Origin of the sequence: Stenotrophomonas maltophilia, from assembly GCF_047782825.1 — a bacterium.
GTDB lineage: Bacteria > Pseudomonadota > Gammaproteobacteria > Xanthomonadales > Xanthomonadaceae > Stenotrophomonas.
Genome location: NZ_CP180589.1, coordinates 530,395 through 549,048 on the forward strand (window position 1 = coordinate 530,395; position 18,654 = coordinate 549,048).

Consider the following 18,654-nt stretch of genomic DNA (forward strand, 5'->3'; position numbering starts at 1 on the left):
CCCGGCAGCGGTACGGTCATTGCTGGCACTGCGTGGGCGATGCATAGTGAAGGGACGTGCGGCGTGGTGCCGGCGGGCAGGCCGGGCCATTCCGGCGCAGGTGCTGGGCAGGGTATGAAGGCAGGTGTTGCACGGGTGCAGGGCAGGCTGGCCATCGCGGCGCTGCTGCTGTCATGGCTGGGCGTGGCGACCGCTTCGGCGGCGACGGTGACCCCGGTCACGGCCGACGGCCCCGCCGCAACGCCCGTGCCGGGCGAGGATGCCGTGTTCGGTGCCTGGCGCAACCTGCAGACCGAAGCCGGTTACGTGCCGGCCCAGCGCAACCTGGCCTTCGGCCTGCTGCCCCAGGCAGCCACCCGCGGTGACCGCTTCGCCGTGCTCGACCGCGAAGGTCGGCGCACCGTGTGCTGCCTGCAGGTCGCCAGCCCGTCGCTGGGCGTGGCCGCGCTGCGCGAGCAGTACCACCTGTCGCAGGCCGGGGTGGATGACCTGAGCAATGGCCGCAGCCCGGCCCGGCCCTATGTGCCCCATGTATATGCCATGCAGCGGGTGGACGAGCTGGCCGACTACGGGTTCACCGATGTGGCCGGGGCCTACAGCGATCTGGGTGGGCTGTTGTTGCCCGAAGGCGCAGCGCTGGAAGCCGAGGGCGCTGGCCTGCGCCTGGGCGACACGCACTACCGGCTGCAGTTCCAGCGGTTGCCGCATGCCGATGATGATGGTGCGCTGGACCGCTACACCCTGCAGGCACCGTCGCATGCCGCGCCGAAGGTCGTGGAAGTGCCGTTCGGCACGTACTGACCGGCGCCCCGGCGGGCGGGCACGACCCTACAATGGCGGGCGGCGCTGTCTGTCGCGCCTGTCCATGTGAGTTGCTGCCGTGTCCTTGCGCCCCCTGCTGTTGCTGTCCCTGACCACCCTGGCTGCCTGCGCCAGTGCGCCGCCTCCGCCGCCGGCCCATTCCGATGCACTCTGGCGCCTGATCGAGCGCGACTGCCAGGGCGCGCAAGGCCCGCGCGGCGCCTGCCTGCAGGTGCAGGCCGAGGCGGACCGCCGCGATGTGCTGGTCAAGGATTCGCATGGCGACTACCAGTTCCTGCTGATGCCGCTGGACAAGGTGAGCGGCATTGAAAGCCAGGCCTTGTACCGCCGTGGCGTACCCAATTACTTCGCTGCGGCGTGGCAGGCGCGCACGCACACCCAGCAGGCCCTGGCGCAGCCGCTGCCACGCGAGGTGGCCAGCCTTGCGTTGAATTCGCCGCACGGGCGTTCGCAGCACCAGCTGCACATCCATGTCGATTGCCTGCGCGCCGATGTGGTGCAGGCACTGGCCGACCACGATGCGGCGCTGGGCACCCGCTGGGCACCGCTGCCCGTGCCGTTGCGCGGGCATCAGTACCAGGCGCGCCTGCTGCCCGGCGCGGAACTGACCGCCAATCCGCTGAACCTGCTGGCCTACGACCTCAGCGGGCCGGCCGACGTGGGCAACTGGAGCCTGCTGGTGGCCGGCCACCGTGACGTGCAGGGCGGGCCGGGCTTCATCCTGCTGGCAACCCGGCTTGACCCTGCCACCGGCAATGACGCCAGTTCGGAAGAGCTGCAGGACCATGCCTGCAGCGTGCTGACCGGTGCCGGTTCCGCGCTGGAGCGCGTGCGCTAGGCCGGCAGGCGCTGCCGGCGGCGCCAGACCGGTGCCGTCAGGGCGTACATGTGGCGGTCCTCCCAGCCGTGCATGCCGGGATGATGATCGCGCAGCAGCCCTTCGTTCTGGAAGCCGAGCGCCTGCAGGGGCTTAGCCAGGCCTGCCTCGTCGCGTGGTGGCAGCATCATGTACACCCGCTGCAGGCCGACCTGTTCGAACAGGAACGGGCACAGCGCCTGCAGTGTGTGGCCGAAACGTTCCGGGTCGTGCCAGTGCACAGGGCAGAAGGGCTGCAGTTCAGCGCTGCGGCGCAGGGTGGACTGCAGGCGCACGCCGATCTGGTCGAGCAGTTCGTGGCTGCTGTGGTCGAACACGCCCAGCAGCAGCTGGTCGTTGTCCTGCTGCAGGCGTGAGCGCTGGATGCCGATGAACACCTGCACGTCCGCATCGGGGCCGCAGTCGACGGCGCAGCCGCGATGGCGCTGTTCGCACAGCCTGCGCCAGGCCGGCAGGTCGTTGCGGTGCAGGCTGCGCAAAGTGATGGAGCCGTGGGCCAGATGCAGCAGGTGGCGGCGCAGCACCGGGTGCAGGGTCGGGTAGGGGTTGGGAATGGAGTCGATGCACATGCGGGGAACGATCCGGGCTGCGCGCCCGATTTCCCATGAAAAAAGTTGTAATTGCGTCGGCGCTGGGGCGCAGGGTCTGAGTCGGTTCAGGCATAAGGCCATCAGGGCTGGTCATTTCCGCTGAAACCATCCGTTCAGGACACTGTGCGTACGGGACGCGAAGCGCGCAGCTGCCGCCGCGCTCCCGCACCACCCACCCATCTCCCAGGAAGCCCATGTCCGCCTCCCCCCAGGCGCTGCGCCCGCGTCCGCTGGCGTTCGCCTTGTCGTCCCTGATGCTGGCCTCGCTGCCGGCCTTCGCGCAGGAAAGCGCACCCACCACGCTGCAGGAAGTGAAGGTCACCGGTTCGCGTATTCCCCGTGCCAGTGTCGAAGGGCCGTCGCCGGTCACCGTCATCAGCCGCGAACAGATCGATGCGCAGGGCTACCGCAATGCCTTCGATGCCCTCAGCGCGCTGACCGAGAACACCGGCAACGTGCAGGGCGAGGATTTCGGCAATACCTTCACGCCAGCCGCCAACACCATCAACCTGCGCGGCCTGGGCCCCAACCGCACCCTGGTGCTGGTCAACGGCCGCCGCCAGTCGGATTACCCGCTGGCCTACGAAGGCTCGGTGAACGTGGTCAACCTGGCCAACATCCCCAGCGCGCTGATCGAACGCATCGAAGTGCTGGCCGGCGGGGCCTCGGCGGTGTACGGCTCCGATGCCATCGCCGGCGTGGTCAACATCATTCTCAAGGAACGCTACGAAGGCGTGGACATCAACGTGCGCGCCGGCGGGACAGAGCAGGGCGGCGGTGACAACCAGCGCGTGCAGATCGTTGGCGGCGGTGCCGGTGAGCGCTGGGAAGGCGTGTTCGGCTTCGAACTGGGAATCCGCAAGGCCATCCATGCGCGCCAGCGCGACTTCATGGATTCGCTGGATGACGACCCGCGTGGCATCGACCCGCTGGCCACCGCCGTGGCCTATCGGCGCAATGCCGGCAGCGGTCGCTACATCGACCCGGGCGTGGACGGCTGCGATGCGGCGTCGGGCATCTATGGCGGCAGCGTGTTCCGCGCCAACAACCCGCGGCTGGGCAACTACTGCGGCAGCAACGAAGCGGCGGCCAGCTACTGGACCGTGCAGACCGAGAAGCGCAACCTGGATGGCTACGGCCTGCTGACCTTCCACCTGGACGAACACACCGACCTGTTCGCCGATCTGGCCGTGGGCAGCGCGAAGATCTACAACAACACCCGCGCACCGACCTGGACCTCGTCGCGCAACTATTTCTACAACCAGAACACCGGCGCGCTGGAAAGCTGGTACCGGCGCTTCGCACCGGAGGAAGTGGGCGGCCTGCAGCGCAACGCCAATCGCTTCCTGGAACAGTCGTGGTCGTTCAATGTCGGCGCCCGCGGGCAGATCGGCGACAGCGGTTGGGACTATGAAGCGGTCTACAGCCGCTCGCGCTACGAAAACCGCACGCAGCGACCGGTGCTGTTGGCTGGCATCAACGAATACCTGCTGGGGCCGCAGCTGGGCCTGCGCGATGGCGTTGAGGTGTACGCACCTGACCCCTCGCGTCTGTACCAGCCGCTGTCGGCGGACGAATACGCCGGTCTGTCCGGCTACCAGGAGAGCCGCAACGCTGCGTGGCTGCAGACCTTCAGTGCCAGCGTGAACGGGCGCCTGTTCGCATTGCCTGGCGGTGATGCCGCACTGGCGGCGGTGGTGGAAGCGGGCAGCCAGGGCTACCGCAACAGCCCCGACCCGCGTCTGGGCACCGGTGAGTTCTGGAACACCAGTGCCGGCGTCGGTGCCGGCGGCGAACGTGACCGCTACGCGCTGGGCGTGGAACTGCAGCTGCCGTTGCTGCAATCGCTGACCACCACCCTGGCCGGTCGCTACGACCAGTACCGGGCGGGCGGCGAGCACATCGGCAAGGCCACCTGGAGCTTCGGCGTGGAATTCCGCCCGGTCGACAGCCTGCTGGTGCGCGCCAGCGCGGCCACCAGCTTCCGCGCACCGGACATGAATTATGTGTTCGCCACTGAAACCCGTGGCTACAACCCCGGCATGACCGACTACTGGCGTTGCCGCAGTGCCGGCCAGGCCTACGACGACTGCGATTTCAGCGGCCTTTCGATCGACTACACCAACCGTGCCAATGCGCAGCTGCAGCCGGAAACCGCCAAGTCCTACGGCTTCGGCGTGGTCTGGTCGCCGATCGCCAGCCTGGATTTCAGTGCCGACTACTACGATATCCGCATCGACAACGAAGTGACCAACCTCGATACCAGCCGCATCCTGCGCGATGAGGCGGACTGCCGGCTGGGCAGCACGCTGGGCGGAGAAGCGCGCGACATCGCATCGCCGCTGTGCCAGGACGCGCTGGCCCGCGTGGTCCGCAACCCGTCCAACGCCGCCGTGCAGCCCGACCAGGTCACCCGCGTGCTGATCAATCCGATCAACGCCGCGTCCGAATCGGTGCGCGGCCTGGACCTGAAAGGCAACTGGCGCTTCGATGCCGGCCGCTTCGGTCGCTTCACCACGCGCCTGGCCTACACCCTGGTGCTGGAGCACGAGTACAAGCAGTTCGCCGATGACGAGGTGCGTGACATCCGCAATTCGCTCGATGACTGGCAGTGGCGCAGCAAGGCCAATGGCAGCATCACCTGGAACCAGGGGGACTGGACCGCCACCCTCTACGGCAACCGCTACGGTTCGCTGCCCAAGAGCGATGGCAGCGGCCGCATTGCACCGTACATGACCTACAACGCCAGCGTGTTCCGCCAGTTCGGCGAAAACCTGTCGTTGGGCGTGATCGTCAACAACCTGCGCAACAGCCGCCCACCTGCGGACCGCAACGGCGGTGGATGGCCGTTCTATCCGGTAGGCAACTACGATCCCTACGGTCGCCAGTTCTGGGTGGAACTGGATTACCGGTTCCGCTGAAGACCCCGCTGCAAACGAAAGGCCCGGCATTGCCGGGCTTTTCTTTGTGCGGCGCACATGTACCGCGCCGCGCAAGCTGGCATGCTGCAGTCATTCCATGGAAGGACGATCGACATGAAGGCAGGACAGCTGTGTGTGGTGGGATTGTTGCTGGTGGCCGCAGGCTGCAGCCGCACCGATTCCGCCGCGCCGCCCGCCAGCGCGGAGGATGGCACCACGCCGGCGGTTGCAGCACCGGCAGCCTCCGCCGCGCCGCTGCGCGACACGCCCGGCCCGGGTTCACAGGCGCCGGGGCAGGCGGCGGCCAACGCCGTCGGTGCCGCCTCGCCGGCCCTGGCGGCCAACAGCGCCGTGCCCACCACCCGCGGCTTCCTGGACGGTGAGCGCGCGCTGATGAACGACGGCGCGATGTCCGACGAGAGTGCCGGCCAGGTCATCGCGTCCAGCGAGGCCTATGCACAGGCGCTGCAGCAGTTCGAGCACGATGCCGCGCGCAATCCCGATGCACAGGACCTGACGGCGTTGTACCGCGCTGCGGCCACGCGCACGCTGGGGCCGGACATGGTGCTGGACTCGTTCGCGTGCGGCTACAGCCTGTGCATGGGGGAGATCCACAGCCGCAACGCCGATGGTTTCGGCAACTGGATCAAGGCATTCGGCGAGGACAGCGCGGCGCCGCAGTACGCCTTCATGAGTGGCGAGTTCGTACAGGCCAAGGGCGGACAATCGATCGGCCGTTTCGTGTTTTCCACCGACCCGGCGGCCAACGGCATCAACACCCGGTAGCGCCAGGTGCGGCCGATGCAGGCGACGCCTACGGCAGCGCCTGCACGCTGTACGACTCGATCACGTAGCTGAAAGGCTGCTGCTGGCGGTCGCGCAGCAGGGCGCGCACTTCCAGGATCACGCCATGGTCGCCTTCACCGCGCGGCGGCCAGAAGGTCTGGTCGGCCAGGGTCTGGCGCTGGAAGCCCAGCGGGCCCACCACACGGCCGAACGGCTCGTCGGTGCTGTCCAGCACCTGGTTCATCGCCGGGCTGAGGTGGTCGGGCAGGTACCAGTTGTCCGCTTCGGACAGCACGCGGCTGCCACAGGCCAGCTGCACGCGGCGGTAGCGCAGCGGCGTACCCGCAGTGACGCCCAGCGCCTGCAGCACATCGGCCGGGGCCGGCTTGTCCTGGCCATGCACACGCACTGCGCGCACGCGGGCCTGCGCGGCCAGGCCATGTTCGGCGCACCAGCTTTCCAGGGTGCCGGTGGCGCTCGGTCCCGACAGCACGCGCTGGTGCAGCAACTCCACCAGTGCCGACGGCGCGATGCGCTGCTGGCCCGGCGGCGTCTGCAGGGGCGTGGTGGCACCCGCATCGGTGGCGGACAGGCTGGCGATCGGGGCGGCGGCCAACAGGGATGCGGCCTGCCAGCGGCGGAGACGATCGTGGCGGTCGGACGGGCCCATGCGGCATCACAGCGGAAACAGGTGCCTATGTTACCTGTTCAGGCGTGTCGGGGGCGTGCGGGGCGGTGGGCCGTTCATCGCCCTGGTGAATACGAGGCATCCAGATATTTCGTTGGCCGATGGGCATCCTGCGGCGCAGGATGGGGCCCTGTTGGTTTTCCGGGAGTCTTGCATGACCCTGCAGTTCGTCCATGGCGGCGTCGATCGTGACGGTATCCCGCTGCACTTCCACATCCGCGATGGCCGCATCGAGGGCCTCAACGCCGCGACCGGCCCGGCCGAAGGCGCGCAATCGGTCGATCTGCAGGGCTTCAGCGTGCTGCCCGGGCTGGTCGATGGCCACATCCATCTGGACAAGAGCTTCGTCGGCGACCGCTGGCATCCACACCAGCCGGTGGCCACCCTGCGCGAGCGCCTGGCGGTGGAGAAGGCCGCGGTGGCTGCGGCCGCACCAATGGTCGACCGCGCCGAAGCGCTGATCCGCCAGTGCAGTGGCTTTGGCACGGTGGCGATGCGCTGCCATGTGGACATTGACGGCAGCACCGGCCTGCGCCATCTGCAGGCCGTGCGCGAAGCCGCGCAGCGCTGTGCCGACATCATGCAGATCCAGCTGGTAGCGTTCCCGCAGGCCGGGGTGATGTCGTGCCCGGGCAGCGCGGCGGTGCTGGAAGAGGCCCTCGCGGCCGGCGTGGAGGTGTTGGGTGGGATCGACCCGACCACTCTGGATGGTGATGCCGAAGGCCAGCTGGCCCTGTTGTTCGGCCTGGCCGAACGCTACGGCGTGCGCCTGGACATCCACCTGCACGAACCCGGCGAAACCGGCCTGGCCCAGCTGCTGCGCATTGCCGCGCGCACGCGTGCCGCAGGCCTGCAGGGCAGGGTAGCGGTCAGCCATGCGTACTCGCTGGGCGACGTGCCCCTGGCCCGCGCGCTGCAGGTGGGTGAAGCGCTGGCCACGGCGGGTGTGGCGATCATGAGCAATGCCCCGGGCGACCACCCGTTCCCGCCGCTGCGCGCGCTGCACGATGCGGGGGTGCGGGTGTTCGCGGGCAACGACAACATCCGCGATTGCTGGTGGCCGTATGGCAATGGTGATCTGCTGCAGCGGGCGATGCTGCTGGGGTACCGGTCCGGTTTCTACACGGATGCGGACCTGAAGCTGGCGCTGGAGATGGTGACCACGCATGCGGCGGCGGTGCTGGGGTTGCCGGAGTATGGGATTGGCGAGGGGTTGCCGGCGACGTTCGTGGCGGTGCGGGCGGATCACGGCGCGGCGGCGGTGGCGGGTGTGCCGGGCGAACGGCGTGTGGTTGTCCAGGGGCGGTGGGTCTAGTCGGCAGGGCTTGCAGCCCTGCACCTGCCGAATCAACGTCAACTTCAAAAGCGGCGCTGGTTTTCTTTGTGTTGGGCGGGGCGGTGTGGGTGGGCAGGACACGCCGTAAACCCATCCTTGGGGGCTCGTAGGCGCCTTGCTCGTGTGCGCTGTCCTGCGCACACGGCAAGACCGGGGTTGGGCATCCTGCCCAACCCGCCCGAGGCATGCCTCGAGCCCATGGCGCCTGCGGTCCTGCCCACCCACACCGCCCCACCCCCGACAGATCTCCGCGGCGGTTGGTAACGCCCTTTGCTGCTATTGGTAGGTGTCGACCTTGGTCGACACGATTTTTCCATCAGATATCGAAATTCAATTGAGGTCGGAGCCCGTTGCGCAGCAACGGGATCCGACCCCGTGCTGTGACAGATCGCGGCAGCCTGTCGAAGGCGGGGTGGGTCCGGTTGAGGGGGTGTGAGCGGCATGGGCCCGAGGCATGCCTCGGGCGGGTTGGGCAGGATGCCCAACCCAGGTCTTGCCGTGTGCGCAGGACAGCGCACACGAGCAAGCCGCGACCAAGCCCCCATGGGTGAGGGCGTTTTGCTTGCGAAGCACTGCTTCGCAATCGCCCGAACGCACAGCCGCCGGCGGCTGGGCCGGACCCCGGAGGGGGGTTTACGGCGTCCCCCTCAACCGGACCCACCCCGCCATCCCACGGAATGCCCGCCTTTGACGTTGACGTTGACGTTGACGTTGCTTCGGCAGGCGCAGGGCGCAGCCCTGCCGGCTACTCCCGCTCCCGCTGCACTTGCCGCCAGAGTTCTGCCGCCAGCGCTCGTACGGCATCATCGGCATCCGGCCGGTGCAGCAACCCCAGTTCGTAGTTGTCGATCACCGGCAGATCCCGCTCCCCGTCGATGATGCGATGCTCGCGGGTCACCGCGCGGCGCGGCAGCAGGCTGATCCCGATGCCGTCGGCCACCGCGCCCTGGATCCCGCTCAACGACGAACTGGTGAACGCGATCCGCCAGCGCAGGCCCAGTGCTTCCACCGCGTGGATCATCTCGTCGCGGTACAGCCCGCGTGGTGGGAAGGTCACCAGCGGCAGTGGATCGTGCTGCAGGCTGCTGCTGCGCAGGCTGTCGATCCAGTGCATCGGCTCGCGACGGCAATGCACGGCCTGGCGCGTGTTGCGGCGCTGCTTGACCAGCACCAGGTCCAGCTCGCCATGGTCGAAACCATGGGCAAGGTCGCGGCTGAGGCCGCTGCTGATTTCCAGCTTCACCTGCGGATGGCGACGGCTGAAGGCGGCCAGCATGCGCGTGGTCTGGGCGTTGACGAAATCCTCGGGCACGCCGATGCGCACCGCTGTTTCCACGGTTGCGCCGGCCAAGGCCTGGGCCATTTCCTCGTTCAGGTCGAGCATGCGCCGCGCGTAGCCCAGCAGGGTGTGGCCTGCATCGGTGGGGTGCACATCGCGGTGGCCGCGTTCGAGCAGACGATGCCCGGCCAGTTCCTCCAGCCGGCGTATCTTCTGGCTGACGGTGGACTGGGTCGAATGCAGGCGCGTTGCGGCGGTGGTGAAGCTGCCGCAGTCGGCCACCATCACCAGGGCGCGCAGCAGGTCCAGTTCGAACAGGGTCCTATTCGATTTGGCACTGTCTTGCATTTGAACATTTCACTTCTGGATGCACGTGGCGACTTCTACCATGCAGGGCAGGGGGCGGCAAGCACGGCGCCCGGTCGCAACGGCATGGCCCACAGGCCGGCCGCACAGGAGAGACCCAGATGCGAATCCATCGCCGCCGTCACTGGCCCGCCCCGATGGGGCGCCTGTTGCTGCTGTGCCTGCTGGCGATGGTGATGCCGGCCTGCACGCCCGGCGCGGCCAGCACCACCGATGAACGTCTGCGCGATGCCGCTGCCCGTGGCGATGCGACGGCGGTGCGGCAGGCGCTGGACGATGGCGCCGACCTGGATGGCCGCGATGGCAACGGGCGCACGGCGCTGCTGCTGGCGACCCATGGCAACAACGTGGATGCGGCGCGTGAGCTGATCGAAGCCGGTGCCGACGTCAACGCCAAGGATGCGATGCAGGACAGTGCCTATCTGTATGCCGGCGCGCGCGGGCTGGATGAGATCCTGGCGCTGACGCTGTCCCATGGCGCGGACCTGCGCAGCACCAACCGTTACGGCGGCACCGCACTGATACCGGCCGCCGAACGCGGCCACGTGGCCACCGTGCGTACGTTGCTGCGCGCGGGCGTGGCGGTAGACCATGTCAACCGCCTGCACTGGACCGCGCTGCTGGAGGCGATCCTGCTGGGCGATGGTGGCCCGCGCCACGTGCAGATCGTGCAGCTGCTGCTGGATGCCGGGGCAAGCCCCGAACTGGCCGATGGCGATGGCGTGACGCCGTTGGCGCATGCCCGCCAGCGTGGCTTCATCGAAATCGAAACCCTGCTGCGCCGCGCCGGTGCGCGCCGCTGAATTCCCATCCCTTCCACATCGCACGCTGGTCGTGCCCATCAGGATGCTGTCCATGTTCCCGTCCCGTCCGTTGTCCCTTGCGATCCTCCTTGCCGTTGCGCCGCTGTCGGCGTCCGCGGCCGAACGTGCGGACCTGCTGATCCGCAATGCCACCGTGGTCGATGTCGAACACGCGCGCAGCCTGCCGGGGCAGAGCGTGGTGATCCGGGGTGATGACATCGTCGCGGTGGGGCCGGACGCGCAGCTGCGCAGCCAGTGGAGCGCCAGCCGCCAGATCGACGCGCAGGGCAAGTACCTCATTCCCGGCCTGTGGGACATGCATGTGCACTTCGGTGGTGGCCCGGCCCTGATCGAAGAGAACAAGGCGCTGCTGCCGCTGTACATCGCCCACGGCATCACCACCGTGCGTGACTGCTCGGGTGACCTGCCCGAACAGGTCCTGCAGTGGCGTGGCGAGATCGCCAATGGCAGCCTGTTCGGGCCGCGCCTGCTCAGCTCCGGTGCGAAGATCGAAGGCATCAAGCCGGTGTGGAAGGGCACCATCGAAGTTGGCAGCGAGGCGGACGTGGACAAGGCGATCACCCGCCTGCAGCACGACAAGGTCGACTTCGTGAAGATCACCGACAGCACGCTGACGCCGGAGCTGTTCCTGTATTCGGCCAGTGCCGCGCGCAAGGCCGGTTTCAAGGCATCGGGCCACATTCCGATGGCGCTGACGGTGGAACAGGCCGTCGATGCCGGCCTGGCCTCGATCGAACACCTGGACTATGCCTTCAAGGCCGGCAGCAAGGACGAAGCACAGATTGCCGCGGATTTCGGCGCTGGCCGCATTGATCGCGCTGAAGCCAACCGCCGTCTGGATGCCAGTTTCGACCACGACACCGCGATGCATGCCTACCGTGATTTCGCCAAGCGCGGTGTGTTCGTGACGCCGACGCTCAATGGTGGGCGCATCCTCGATTTCCTCGACCAGGACAACCACGCCAACGATCCCTACCTGGCCTATATCGGCCCGGGCCTGCGCGCGACCTACCAATGGCGCGTGGATCGTGCGGCCAAGGCCACCCCGTCGCAGATCGAAGCGCGCCATGCGCAGTACCACCAGGTGGCGTCGGTGCTGCCGCTGCTGCAGGAAGCCGGGGTGACGATCATCGCCGGCACCGATGCGGGCTTCCTCAATTCGTACAACTTCCCCGGCATTGCCCTGCACCAGGAACTGCAGCTGTTCGTGAAGGAAGGCCTGAGCGCGCCGCAGGCGCTGTCGGCGGCCACCCGTTCCGGCCCGGCCTGGTTCGGCCAGATGGACCGCTACGGTGGCGTGGCCACGGGCAAGGCGGCAGACCTGGTGCTGTTGACCGCCAACCCGCTGCAGGACATCGCGGCAACGGAGAAGATCGACAGCGTGATCCTGCGCGGCACCGTGTATGACCGCGCGGCGCTGGACAAGATGCTGGCCGATACCAAGGCCAAGGTGGCCGCGTGGAATGCCGAGGCGGCGAAGGCGAAGTGATTGCTGGTGGGGTCAGCGCCCTTTCCGATGGAAAGGGATCTGACCCTTGAGAGGTTTCAACGCAGCGCTGGCCGCATGCCATGCAGTTGCGGCAGTGCGGCCTTCATTGCATCGATGAAGGCACGCAGGCGCAATGGCTGCTGGCGCGCCGCCGGAAACACCAGATGCACCGGCAGCGGCGGTGCCTGCCACTCGGGCAACAGCTGCACCAGGCGCCCGGCGGCAAGATCGTCGGCCACCAGCCAGGCCGATACCACCGCCGCGCCCAGTCCGGCCACGGCAGCGCGCTGCACCACGAACAGGTTGTCGCTGAGCAGGCGCGGGTTGATCGACAGCGTATGCGCATGCCCCTGCGCGTCGTGCAGCAGCAGGCGTTCGCGGTAGTAGGTGGCCAGCGCGATCCATGGCAGTGCCTGCGCCTGTTCCGGGCTGCGTACCGCTGCTGGATCGGCCAGCCCGGGTGCAGCCACCACGATGCGCGGCACCTCGGCCAAGGGCAGGGCGACCATGCGCGGCTCGTCGACGGGACCGACGCGCACCGCGCAGTCGATGCCTTCGGCGATGAAGTCCGGTCGATGATCCTCCAGGATCCATTCCAGGCTCAGCTGCGGGTGCCGGGTCAGGAAGTCGAGCATGGGCGGCAGCAGCTGGGCCTGGCCGAACGCGTGCGGCACCATCACCCGCAGGCGCCCGCGCAGCACCTGCGCCTCACCATGCAGTTCGGCCTGCAGCGCTTCCCATTCGTCGATCACCCGCTGCGCGTGGCGCTGGCAGCGCTGGCCGTCCTCGGTCAGCTGCAGGCCGTGGGTGGATCGCTGCAGCAGGCGCAGGCCGAGCTGGCGCTCCAGGGCCTGCAGGCGGCGGCTGACCGTGGGTTGGGTGGTGCCCAGCTGCGTGGCCGCCGCCGACAGGCTGCCGGCATCGACAATGCGCAGGAACGTGCGCAGCAGGTCCAGGCGATCAGCACCGGCGGGGAGATCGTTCATGCGTTTGGCGTATGAAAAGTATGTGTTGCAGCCTACTACAGGCGCATGGCGAATAAGCGCAGTCTATGCGCCATTCCTCCCCCGGAGCTCCCCATGTCCAGCCCCTCTGTTTCCGTGACCGTCCCGTCCACCGCCGCGCCTTCCGCCCCGCTGGTGCTGGCGATGGCGGCCGGCGCCGGCTTCTCGGTGGCATCCCTCTACTACAGCCAGCCGATGCTGGGACTGATCGCACAGGACCTGGGCGCCAGCGACCGTGGCGTTGGCCTGGTGCCGACCCTGACCCAGCTGGGTTACGCGATGGGCATCCTGTTGCTGGCCCCGCTGGGTGACCGCTTCGACCGGCGCCACCTGATCCTGCTGAAGTCGGTGCTGCTGTCACTGGCCCTGGCCGCCGCGGCCATGGCAGGCCAGTTGCCGGGCCTGTTGATGGCCAGCCTGCTGGTGGGCCTGATGGCCACGCTGGCCCAGGACATCGTCCCCGCCGCCGCAGTACTGGCCCCGGACGCACAGCGCGGGCAGATCGTGGGCCGGGTGATGACCGGCCTGCTGCTGGGCATCCTGCTGTCGCGGGTGGTCAGCGGCGTGGTGGCCGAAGCCTGGGGCTGGCGCACGCAGTTCGTGCTGGCGGCGGTATCGGTGGCAGCGATGGGCGCGGTGATGGCCAAGGCGCTGCCGCGCTTCGCAGCGACCAGCACATTGCGCTATCCGGCGCTGCTGGCCTCGCTGCTGCACCTGTGGCGCGAGCAGCCGCAGCTGCGCCGCGCCGTGGCCAGCCAGTCGCTGCTGGCGGTGGGATTCAGTGCGTTCTGGTCGACGCTGGCGCTGATGCTGCATGCCCGGCTGGGCCTGGGCAGCGCAGCCGCGGGGGCGTTCGGCATTGCCGGTGCAGCCGGCGCGCTGGCAGCGCCGTTCGCGGGTCGCTTTGCCGACCGTCTGGGCAGCCACGCAGTCGCTCGCCTGGCGATTGCCGTGGCGCTGGTGGGCTTTGGCCTGCTGCTGGCCGACAGCTGGTTGCCGACCGCCGCGCTGCTGCCGTTGCTGGTGGTGAGTGCGTTGCTGTTCGATTTCGGTTTCCAGTCGGCGCTGGTGGCGCACCAGACCCTGGTCTACGGCCTGGTGCCGCCGGCCCGCAGCCGTCTCAATGCGTTGCTGTTCACGGGCATGTTCATCGGGATGGCGGCGGGTGGTGCGTTGGGCAGCCTGGCGCTGGCGCAGTGGGGGTGGCATGGCGTGGCGTGGCTGGCGGTGGGGTGTGCTGGCGGCAGCCTGCTCCTGCGTTTGAAGTAAGGGTGGTTCGGCAGGGCTTGCAGCGCTGCACCTGCAGAAGCCGAATCAACGTCAAATGCAAGAGCGGCATTCCGTGGGATGGCGGGGCACTGTGGGTTTGCGGGGACGCCGTAAACCCCCAGTCCGGCCCAGCCGCTGGCGGCTGTGCGTTCGGGCGCTTGCGAAGCGGTGCTTCGCAAGCAAAGCGCCCTCACCCATGGGGGCTTGGTCGCGGCTTGCTCGTGTGCGCTGTCCTGCGCACACGGCAAGACCTGGGTTGGGCATCCTGCCCAACCTGCCCGAGGCATGCCTCGGGCCCATGCCGCTCACACCCCCTCAACCGGACCCACCCCGCCTTCGACAGATTGCCGCGATCTGCCGGAGCACGGGGTCGGTTCCCGTTGCTGCGCAACGGGCTCCGACCTCAATTGAATTTCGATATCTGATGGAAAAATCGTGTCGACCAAGGTCGACACCTACCAAGAGCAACAGCCGGCGTTACCAACCGCCGCGGAGATCTGTCGGGGGTGGGGCGGTGTGGGTGGGCAGGACCGCAGGCGCCATGGATGGCGCCTACGAGCCCCCAAGGACGGGTTTACGGCGTGTCCTGCCCACCCACACCGCCCCGCCCAACACACAGAAAACCAGCGCCGCTCTGGCTTTGGACGTTGACGTTGACGTTGACGTTGATTCGGCAGGTGCAGGGCTGCAAGCCCTGCAGACACCCCCCAACCCTTAATCGTGACCGGAGTCGTCCAGGCTGATGATCCCCCGCCGCAATGCCTGCGTCACCGCATGCGTGCGATCCCCCACCCCCAGCTTGTCCATCAGACTCTTCATGTGTGCCTTCACCGTCTGCTCGGAAATCTGCATCCGCTCGCCAATGCGCTTGTTCGACAACCCACCCGCCACATGCCGCAGTACTTCCGTCTCGCGTGGTGACAACCGGTCTTCCACCACATGCGCCGCAATGCTCGCCGCCACCGCCGGCGGAATCGCGGCGCGACGGCCGCCCGCCACCGTGCGGATCGTGTCCACCAGCTCGTGGCGCAGCATGTCCTTCAGCAGATACGCGCTGGCGCCGGCCTGCAGCGCTCGCACCGCGCGTACGTCGCCGCGGTAGGTGGTCAGCACGATGATCCGCGCGCGTGGGTCCAGGGCGCGGATGCGGATGATCGCTTCCACACCGTCCAGGCGCGGCATCTGCAGATCCATCAGCACCACGTCCGGTTGCAGCTGCTGATAGCGGTCGATGGCTTCCTCGCCGTCGGCGGCTTCGCCAAGCAGGCGCAGGTCCGGTTGTGCGCCCAGCAGGGCGGCCAGGCCGTCGCGCAGCAAAGGGTGGTCGTCAACCACCAGAACGCCGATGGGGGTAGGGGACTCAGTCATGGTTCGGGGTACTCCAGGGCCAGCGCCAACGTGACGGCCGGCGGTGATACAGGCGCCGTGCGGGCACCGACAGCGCGACTTCGGTGCCCAGGCCGGGGCGGGTCCACAGCTGCAGTTCGGCACCCAGCCGCTGCGTGCGTTCGCGCATGCCCTGCAGGCCCCAATGGCCGTGGCCGGCATCGTCATCGGCAATGCCTACGCCGTCATCGCGGACATGCAGCAGGAAGCAGCGGGCGCCGTAGGACAGTTCCACTTCGATCGCGCTGGCATGGGCGTGGCGCAGGGCATTGCGGATCGCTTCGCGGCCGATCAGGAACACTTCCTCGGCCGCGTCGGGCTGCAGGGGGGGCGGCGTACCTTCCACCGTCAGCCGCAGGGGGTTGGTGCCCTGGCCGGCGTATTCGGCGTGCACATCGGCCAGCGCGGTGGCCAGGTCTCGCCCGGCAAACGGTCCGTCACGCAGTGCATTGACCCGCTCGCGCCCCTCGGCCAGGTTCTGTTCGGCCAACTGCATGGCCGATTCAAGCTGTGTGCGTACCGTGTCCGGGGTCTGTGCTGCCTGGCTGATCGCATGCAGGCGCAGGATCAGGCCCTGGCTGCCCTGCAGCAGGGTGTCGTGCAGGTCGCGGGCGATGCGTTCGCGCTCGCCGTGGCGCTCCTGCAGGCGGGCGCGGAACAGGGCGGCCAGCTGTCCGCTGCGGATGCGCACGGCCATCACCAGGGCGGCCAGCACCAGCGCTGCGCAGAGCAGCTTGAACCAGACCGTCTGCAAGAAGGTGGGCGCGATGCGGAAGCTGCGGCTGGCCGCGGCGGTGCTCCAGATGCCGTCTTCATTGGCCGCTTCCACGTCGAAGCGGTAATGACCGGGGGCCAGGTTGGTGTAATAGGCGCGGGTGCTGCTGCCGGCGTCCTGCCAGCCGTCATCCACGCCGGACAGCCGGTAGCGGTAGCGGTTGCGTTCCGGCCTTGCCAGTGACATTGCCACGAAATCGATCTGCAGCTGGGTGGTGCCGGCCGGCAGGCGCAGGCCATCGACCAGCGGCGTCTGCGTGGCGCCGTACAGCACATCACCGATGCGCACGCCCGGGGCCTGGGTATTGATCTGCGCGGCGGCGGTGTCCAGCCATGCCAGGCCCTGGTTGGTGGCCAGCCATAGCAGGCCATCGGCAGCCAGCACCGCGGTGGGCATCGGCCCGCTCTGCAGGGCGATGCCGGGCATGCCGTCCACCGCATCGAACAGGCGCGGCACCACCGGCTGCCCGCTGCGCACGGCGCTGCGCAGGGTTTCGGTATCCATGCGGACCAGCCCGCGGCTGCCATTGAGCCAGAGCCGCCCATGGGCATCGGCAACGATGCCGGTGATGCCTTCCAGTATGCCGGCCATGTCGGTGCGCACCGGCACGAAGTGGCCGTGGCCGATGCGCGCGGCCAGTCCGGCTTCACCGGCCACCAGCAGCAGATCCAGGTGCTGCAGCAGGGCGGTCACCGGACCGACGGCCAACCCTTGCCGTGCATCGAAGGTCTGGACGCTGCGCGCATCCATGCGCCGCAGGCGGCCATCGGGGTAGCCCAGCAACAGCGCGCCATCAGCGGCCTGCGCCAGTGTTGAACAGGCCTGTTCGGGCAGCCGCGCTTCGCTGCGCCATTGCCCTTGGCGGTAATGCAGCACGCCGCGTTCGCCGGTGCAGACCCACGCTTCATCATCGTTGGGGAACAGCATCGCCTGCAGCGGCTGGCCGCTGAACGCCGCTGGCAAGGGAATCAACGTGGTCTGGCCGGCCACCGTGCGCGCAAGGTTCACCCAGTCGAACTGCCAGAGGGGCGTACGGGTGTGCCGGGCCGCGTCCTTCAGCTGCGCGGCGCTGCCGCCCAGCAGCGGGCGGCGCAGGTCGTAGGCTTTCATGTCCTGGCCGTAGCCGTAGACGCGCCCGTCGCTGGCACGTACCAGCGAACGGTAGGGGTCGCTGGGGCCGGCAATCAGCGTCTGCACGCTGCGTGCGCGGAAGCGGTTCAGGCCAAGGTTCGTGCCGACCCAGACATTGCCCTCGCGGTCGACCATGACGGGCACCGCCGAGGTTGCGGTCAGTCCATCGGGGGTATCGAAGCGCTCCATGCGCGTGGCCTGCTCACCGTCGAAGCTGACCCGCGCGACGCCACCGTGCGGGCTCATGGTGGCCCACAGCGCGCCATCGGCAGTGAACTGCAGGCGGGCGGCGACGAGGTCCGGCAACCGGCGGGCTTCGCGTTCGGCGGCGGACAGCAGGCCGTGGGCGTTGGCCAGCGGCGAGGTGCCGCGGTCGCGGTCTGCCAACCAGATTTCGCCACGCGGGCTCTCGGCCAGTGAAGCCATCTGCGAAACGGCGATGCCGGTGTCTTCGAAAGTGCTGGCACCGGCCGGCTGGCGCCAGACCTTCAGATCAGCCAGCACCCAGAAGGTGCCGTGGCTGTCGTGCAGCAGCCACTGCACGCGGCGCTCGGGCAGGCCGGACGCGGTCGGCGGTGGGCGCCAACGCTGCCCATCGAACCGGCGCAGGCCGCCGTTGATCGCCGCCCACAGGTAGCCGTGCTGATCGCGGCTGAAGTGCGGCACCACACCCACCGGGACACCCGCATCGCGGCCGAAGCTGCGCAGGGCCGTAGGTGACAGGTGGCTGATGCCCGCCTGGAAGTAACCGATCCACAGGCTGCCGTCTGCGTCCGGCGCCAGCGCGACCATGTTGGTGGAGGGGAAGCTGCTGCCGGCCGGTGCGGCCTGGCGTTCGAAACGGCGCCCGTCGAAGCGGTACAGCCCCGATCCGGTAGCCAGCCACAGCATGCCCTGTGCGTCCTGTGCGATATCCCAGATGTCTCCAGGCGCGCCCTGGCCCACGCGCCAGGCGGTGTGCTGGTAGCCGGGCAGGCCGTTGCCTGCGGCCGGGTGCTGTGCCGCCAACGCGGGCAGGGCAAGCAGCAGCAGGCACGACAGCAGCGCCGGCAGGCGACGCAGGAAGGGGAAGGGGCGGCCACGCATGGGCTGCATTCTGGCAGGTGCGGGG

Annotated in this window: 14 protein-coding genes; 8 read left to right on the forward strand and 6 right to left on the reverse strand. The window is 68.5% G+C overall.

Features of this window, described 5'->3' with window-relative positions; genetic code table 11:
• Window positions 1-114 precede the first annotated feature (114 nt).
• Both ACM2ZB_RS02485 and ACM2ZB_RS02490 read left to right on the forward strand, forming a co-directional pair.
• Window positions 115-801, forward strand: coding sequence for a decarboxylase (locus ACM2ZB_RS02485; RefSeq protein ID WP_416057289.1), 687 nt, complete (start codon window positions 115-117; stop codon window positions 799-801).
• A gap of 79 nt (window positions 802-880) precedes the next feature.
• A complete protein-coding gene (locus tag ACM2ZB_RS02490; RefSeq protein ID WP_313442796.1) occupies window positions 881-1,660 on the forward strand; it encodes a CDP-diacylglycerol diphosphatase in 780 nt (259 codons plus the stop codon).
• Here ACM2ZB_RS02490 and ACM2ZB_RS02495 read toward each other — a convergent pair.
• Window positions 1,657-2,268 (reverse strand): GNAT family N-acetyltransferase, encoded by a 612-nt coding sequence (locus ACM2ZB_RS02495; protein ID WP_416057290.1) that lies wholly within the window; start codon window positions 2,266-2,268, stop codon window positions 1,657-1,659. The genes ACM2ZB_RS02490 and ACM2ZB_RS02495 overlap by 4 nt on opposite strands.
• Before the next feature lie 215 nt (window positions 2,269-2,483).
• On the opposite strand from ACM2ZB_RS02495, the gene ACM2ZB_RS02500 reads away from it, so the two are divergent.
• Window positions 2,484-5,210: a TonB-dependent receptor plug domain-containing protein gene (locus ACM2ZB_RS02500; RefSeq protein ID WP_416057291.1), complete on the forward strand. Its 2,727-nt coding sequence runs from the start codon at window positions 2,484-2,486 to the stop codon at window positions 5,208-5,210.
• Between the two features lie 114 nt (window positions 5,211-5,324).
• A complete protein-coding gene (locus tag ACM2ZB_RS02505) occupies window positions 5,325-5,996 on the forward strand; it encodes a hypothetical protein (RefSeq protein ID WP_416057292.1) in 672 nt (223 codons plus the stop codon).
• A 28-nt stretch (window positions 5,997-6,024) separates the two neighbouring features.
• Here the strand turns inward: ACM2ZB_RS02505 and ACM2ZB_RS02510 are convergent, their stop codons facing one another.
• On the reverse strand, window positions 6,025-6,666 hold the full coding sequence (locus ACM2ZB_RS02510; RefSeq protein WP_313442787.1) for a hypothetical protein: 642 nt from the start codon (window positions 6,664-6,666) through the stop codon (window positions 6,025-6,027).
• A 172-nt stretch (window positions 6,667-6,838) separates the two neighbouring features.
• Between ACM2ZB_RS02510 and ACM2ZB_RS02515 the strand changes: the two genes are divergently transcribed.
• Window positions 6,839-7,999 carry an amidohydrolase family protein gene (locus ACM2ZB_RS02515; protein WP_416057293.1) on the forward strand — a complete coding sequence of 387 codons (1,161 nt, stop codon included), beginning with the start codon at window positions 6,839-6,841 and terminating at the stop codon, window positions 7,997-7,999.
• A gap of 766 nt (window positions 8,000-8,765) precedes the next feature.
• Here ACM2ZB_RS02515 and ACM2ZB_RS02520 read toward each other — a convergent pair.
• On the reverse strand, window positions 8,766-9,647 hold the full coding sequence (locus ACM2ZB_RS02520; protein ID WP_416057294.1) for a LysR substrate-binding domain-containing protein: 882 nt from the start codon (window positions 9,645-9,647) through the stop codon (window positions 8,766-8,768).
• A 119-nt stretch (window positions 9,648-9,766) separates the two neighbouring features.
• Here ACM2ZB_RS02520 and ACM2ZB_RS02525 point away from each other — a divergent pair, with 119 nt between their 5' ends.
• Together ACM2ZB_RS02525 and ACM2ZB_RS02530 are read left to right on the forward strand one after the other, a co-directional pair.
• Window positions 9,767-10,468, forward strand: a complete 702-nt coding sequence (locus tag ACM2ZB_RS02525) for an ankyrin repeat domain-containing protein (protein ID WP_416057295.1) — start codon at window positions 9,767-9,769, stop codon at window positions 10,466-10,468.
• 52 nt (window positions 10,469-10,520) lie between these two features.
• Entirely contained in the window at window positions 10,521-11,978 is a 1,458-nt protein-coding gene (locus tag ACM2ZB_RS02530; protein ID WP_416057296.1) for an amidohydrolase family protein, read from the forward strand.
• Between the two features lie 56 nt (window positions 11,979-12,034).
• On the opposite strand, the gene ACM2ZB_RS02535 is transcribed toward ACM2ZB_RS02530, so the two are convergent.
• Window positions 12,035-12,964: a LysR family transcriptional regulator gene (locus tag ACM2ZB_RS02535; protein WP_416057297.1), complete on the reverse strand. Its 930-nt coding sequence runs from the start codon at window positions 12,962-12,964 to the stop codon at window positions 12,035-12,037.
• 93 nt (window positions 12,965-13,057) lie between these two features.
• On the opposite strand from ACM2ZB_RS02535, the gene ACM2ZB_RS02540 reads away from it, so the two are divergent.
• Window positions 13,058-14,251 (forward strand): MFS transporter, encoded by a 1,194-nt coding sequence (locus ACM2ZB_RS02540; protein WP_416057298.1) that lies wholly within the window; start codon window positions 13,058-13,060, stop codon window positions 14,249-14,251.
• A gap of 714 nt (window positions 14,252-14,965) precedes the next feature.
• Here ACM2ZB_RS02540 and ACM2ZB_RS02545 read toward each other — a convergent pair.
• Together ACM2ZB_RS02545 and ACM2ZB_RS02550 are read right to left on the reverse strand one after the other, a co-directional pair.
• A complete protein-coding gene (locus tag ACM2ZB_RS02545) occupies window positions 14,966-15,619 on the reverse strand; it encodes a response regulator transcription factor (protein ID WP_313435640.1) in 654 nt (217 codons plus the stop codon).
• Window positions 15,612-18,638: a triple tyrosine motif-containing protein gene (locus ACM2ZB_RS02550; RefSeq protein ID WP_416057299.1), complete on the reverse strand. Its 3,027-nt coding sequence runs from the start codon at window positions 18,636-18,638 to the stop codon at window positions 15,612-15,614. Before ACM2ZB_RS02550 ends, ACM2ZB_RS02545 begins: the two co-directional genes overlap by 8 nt.
• Between the last annotated feature and the right edge of the window lie 16 nt (window positions 18,639-18,654).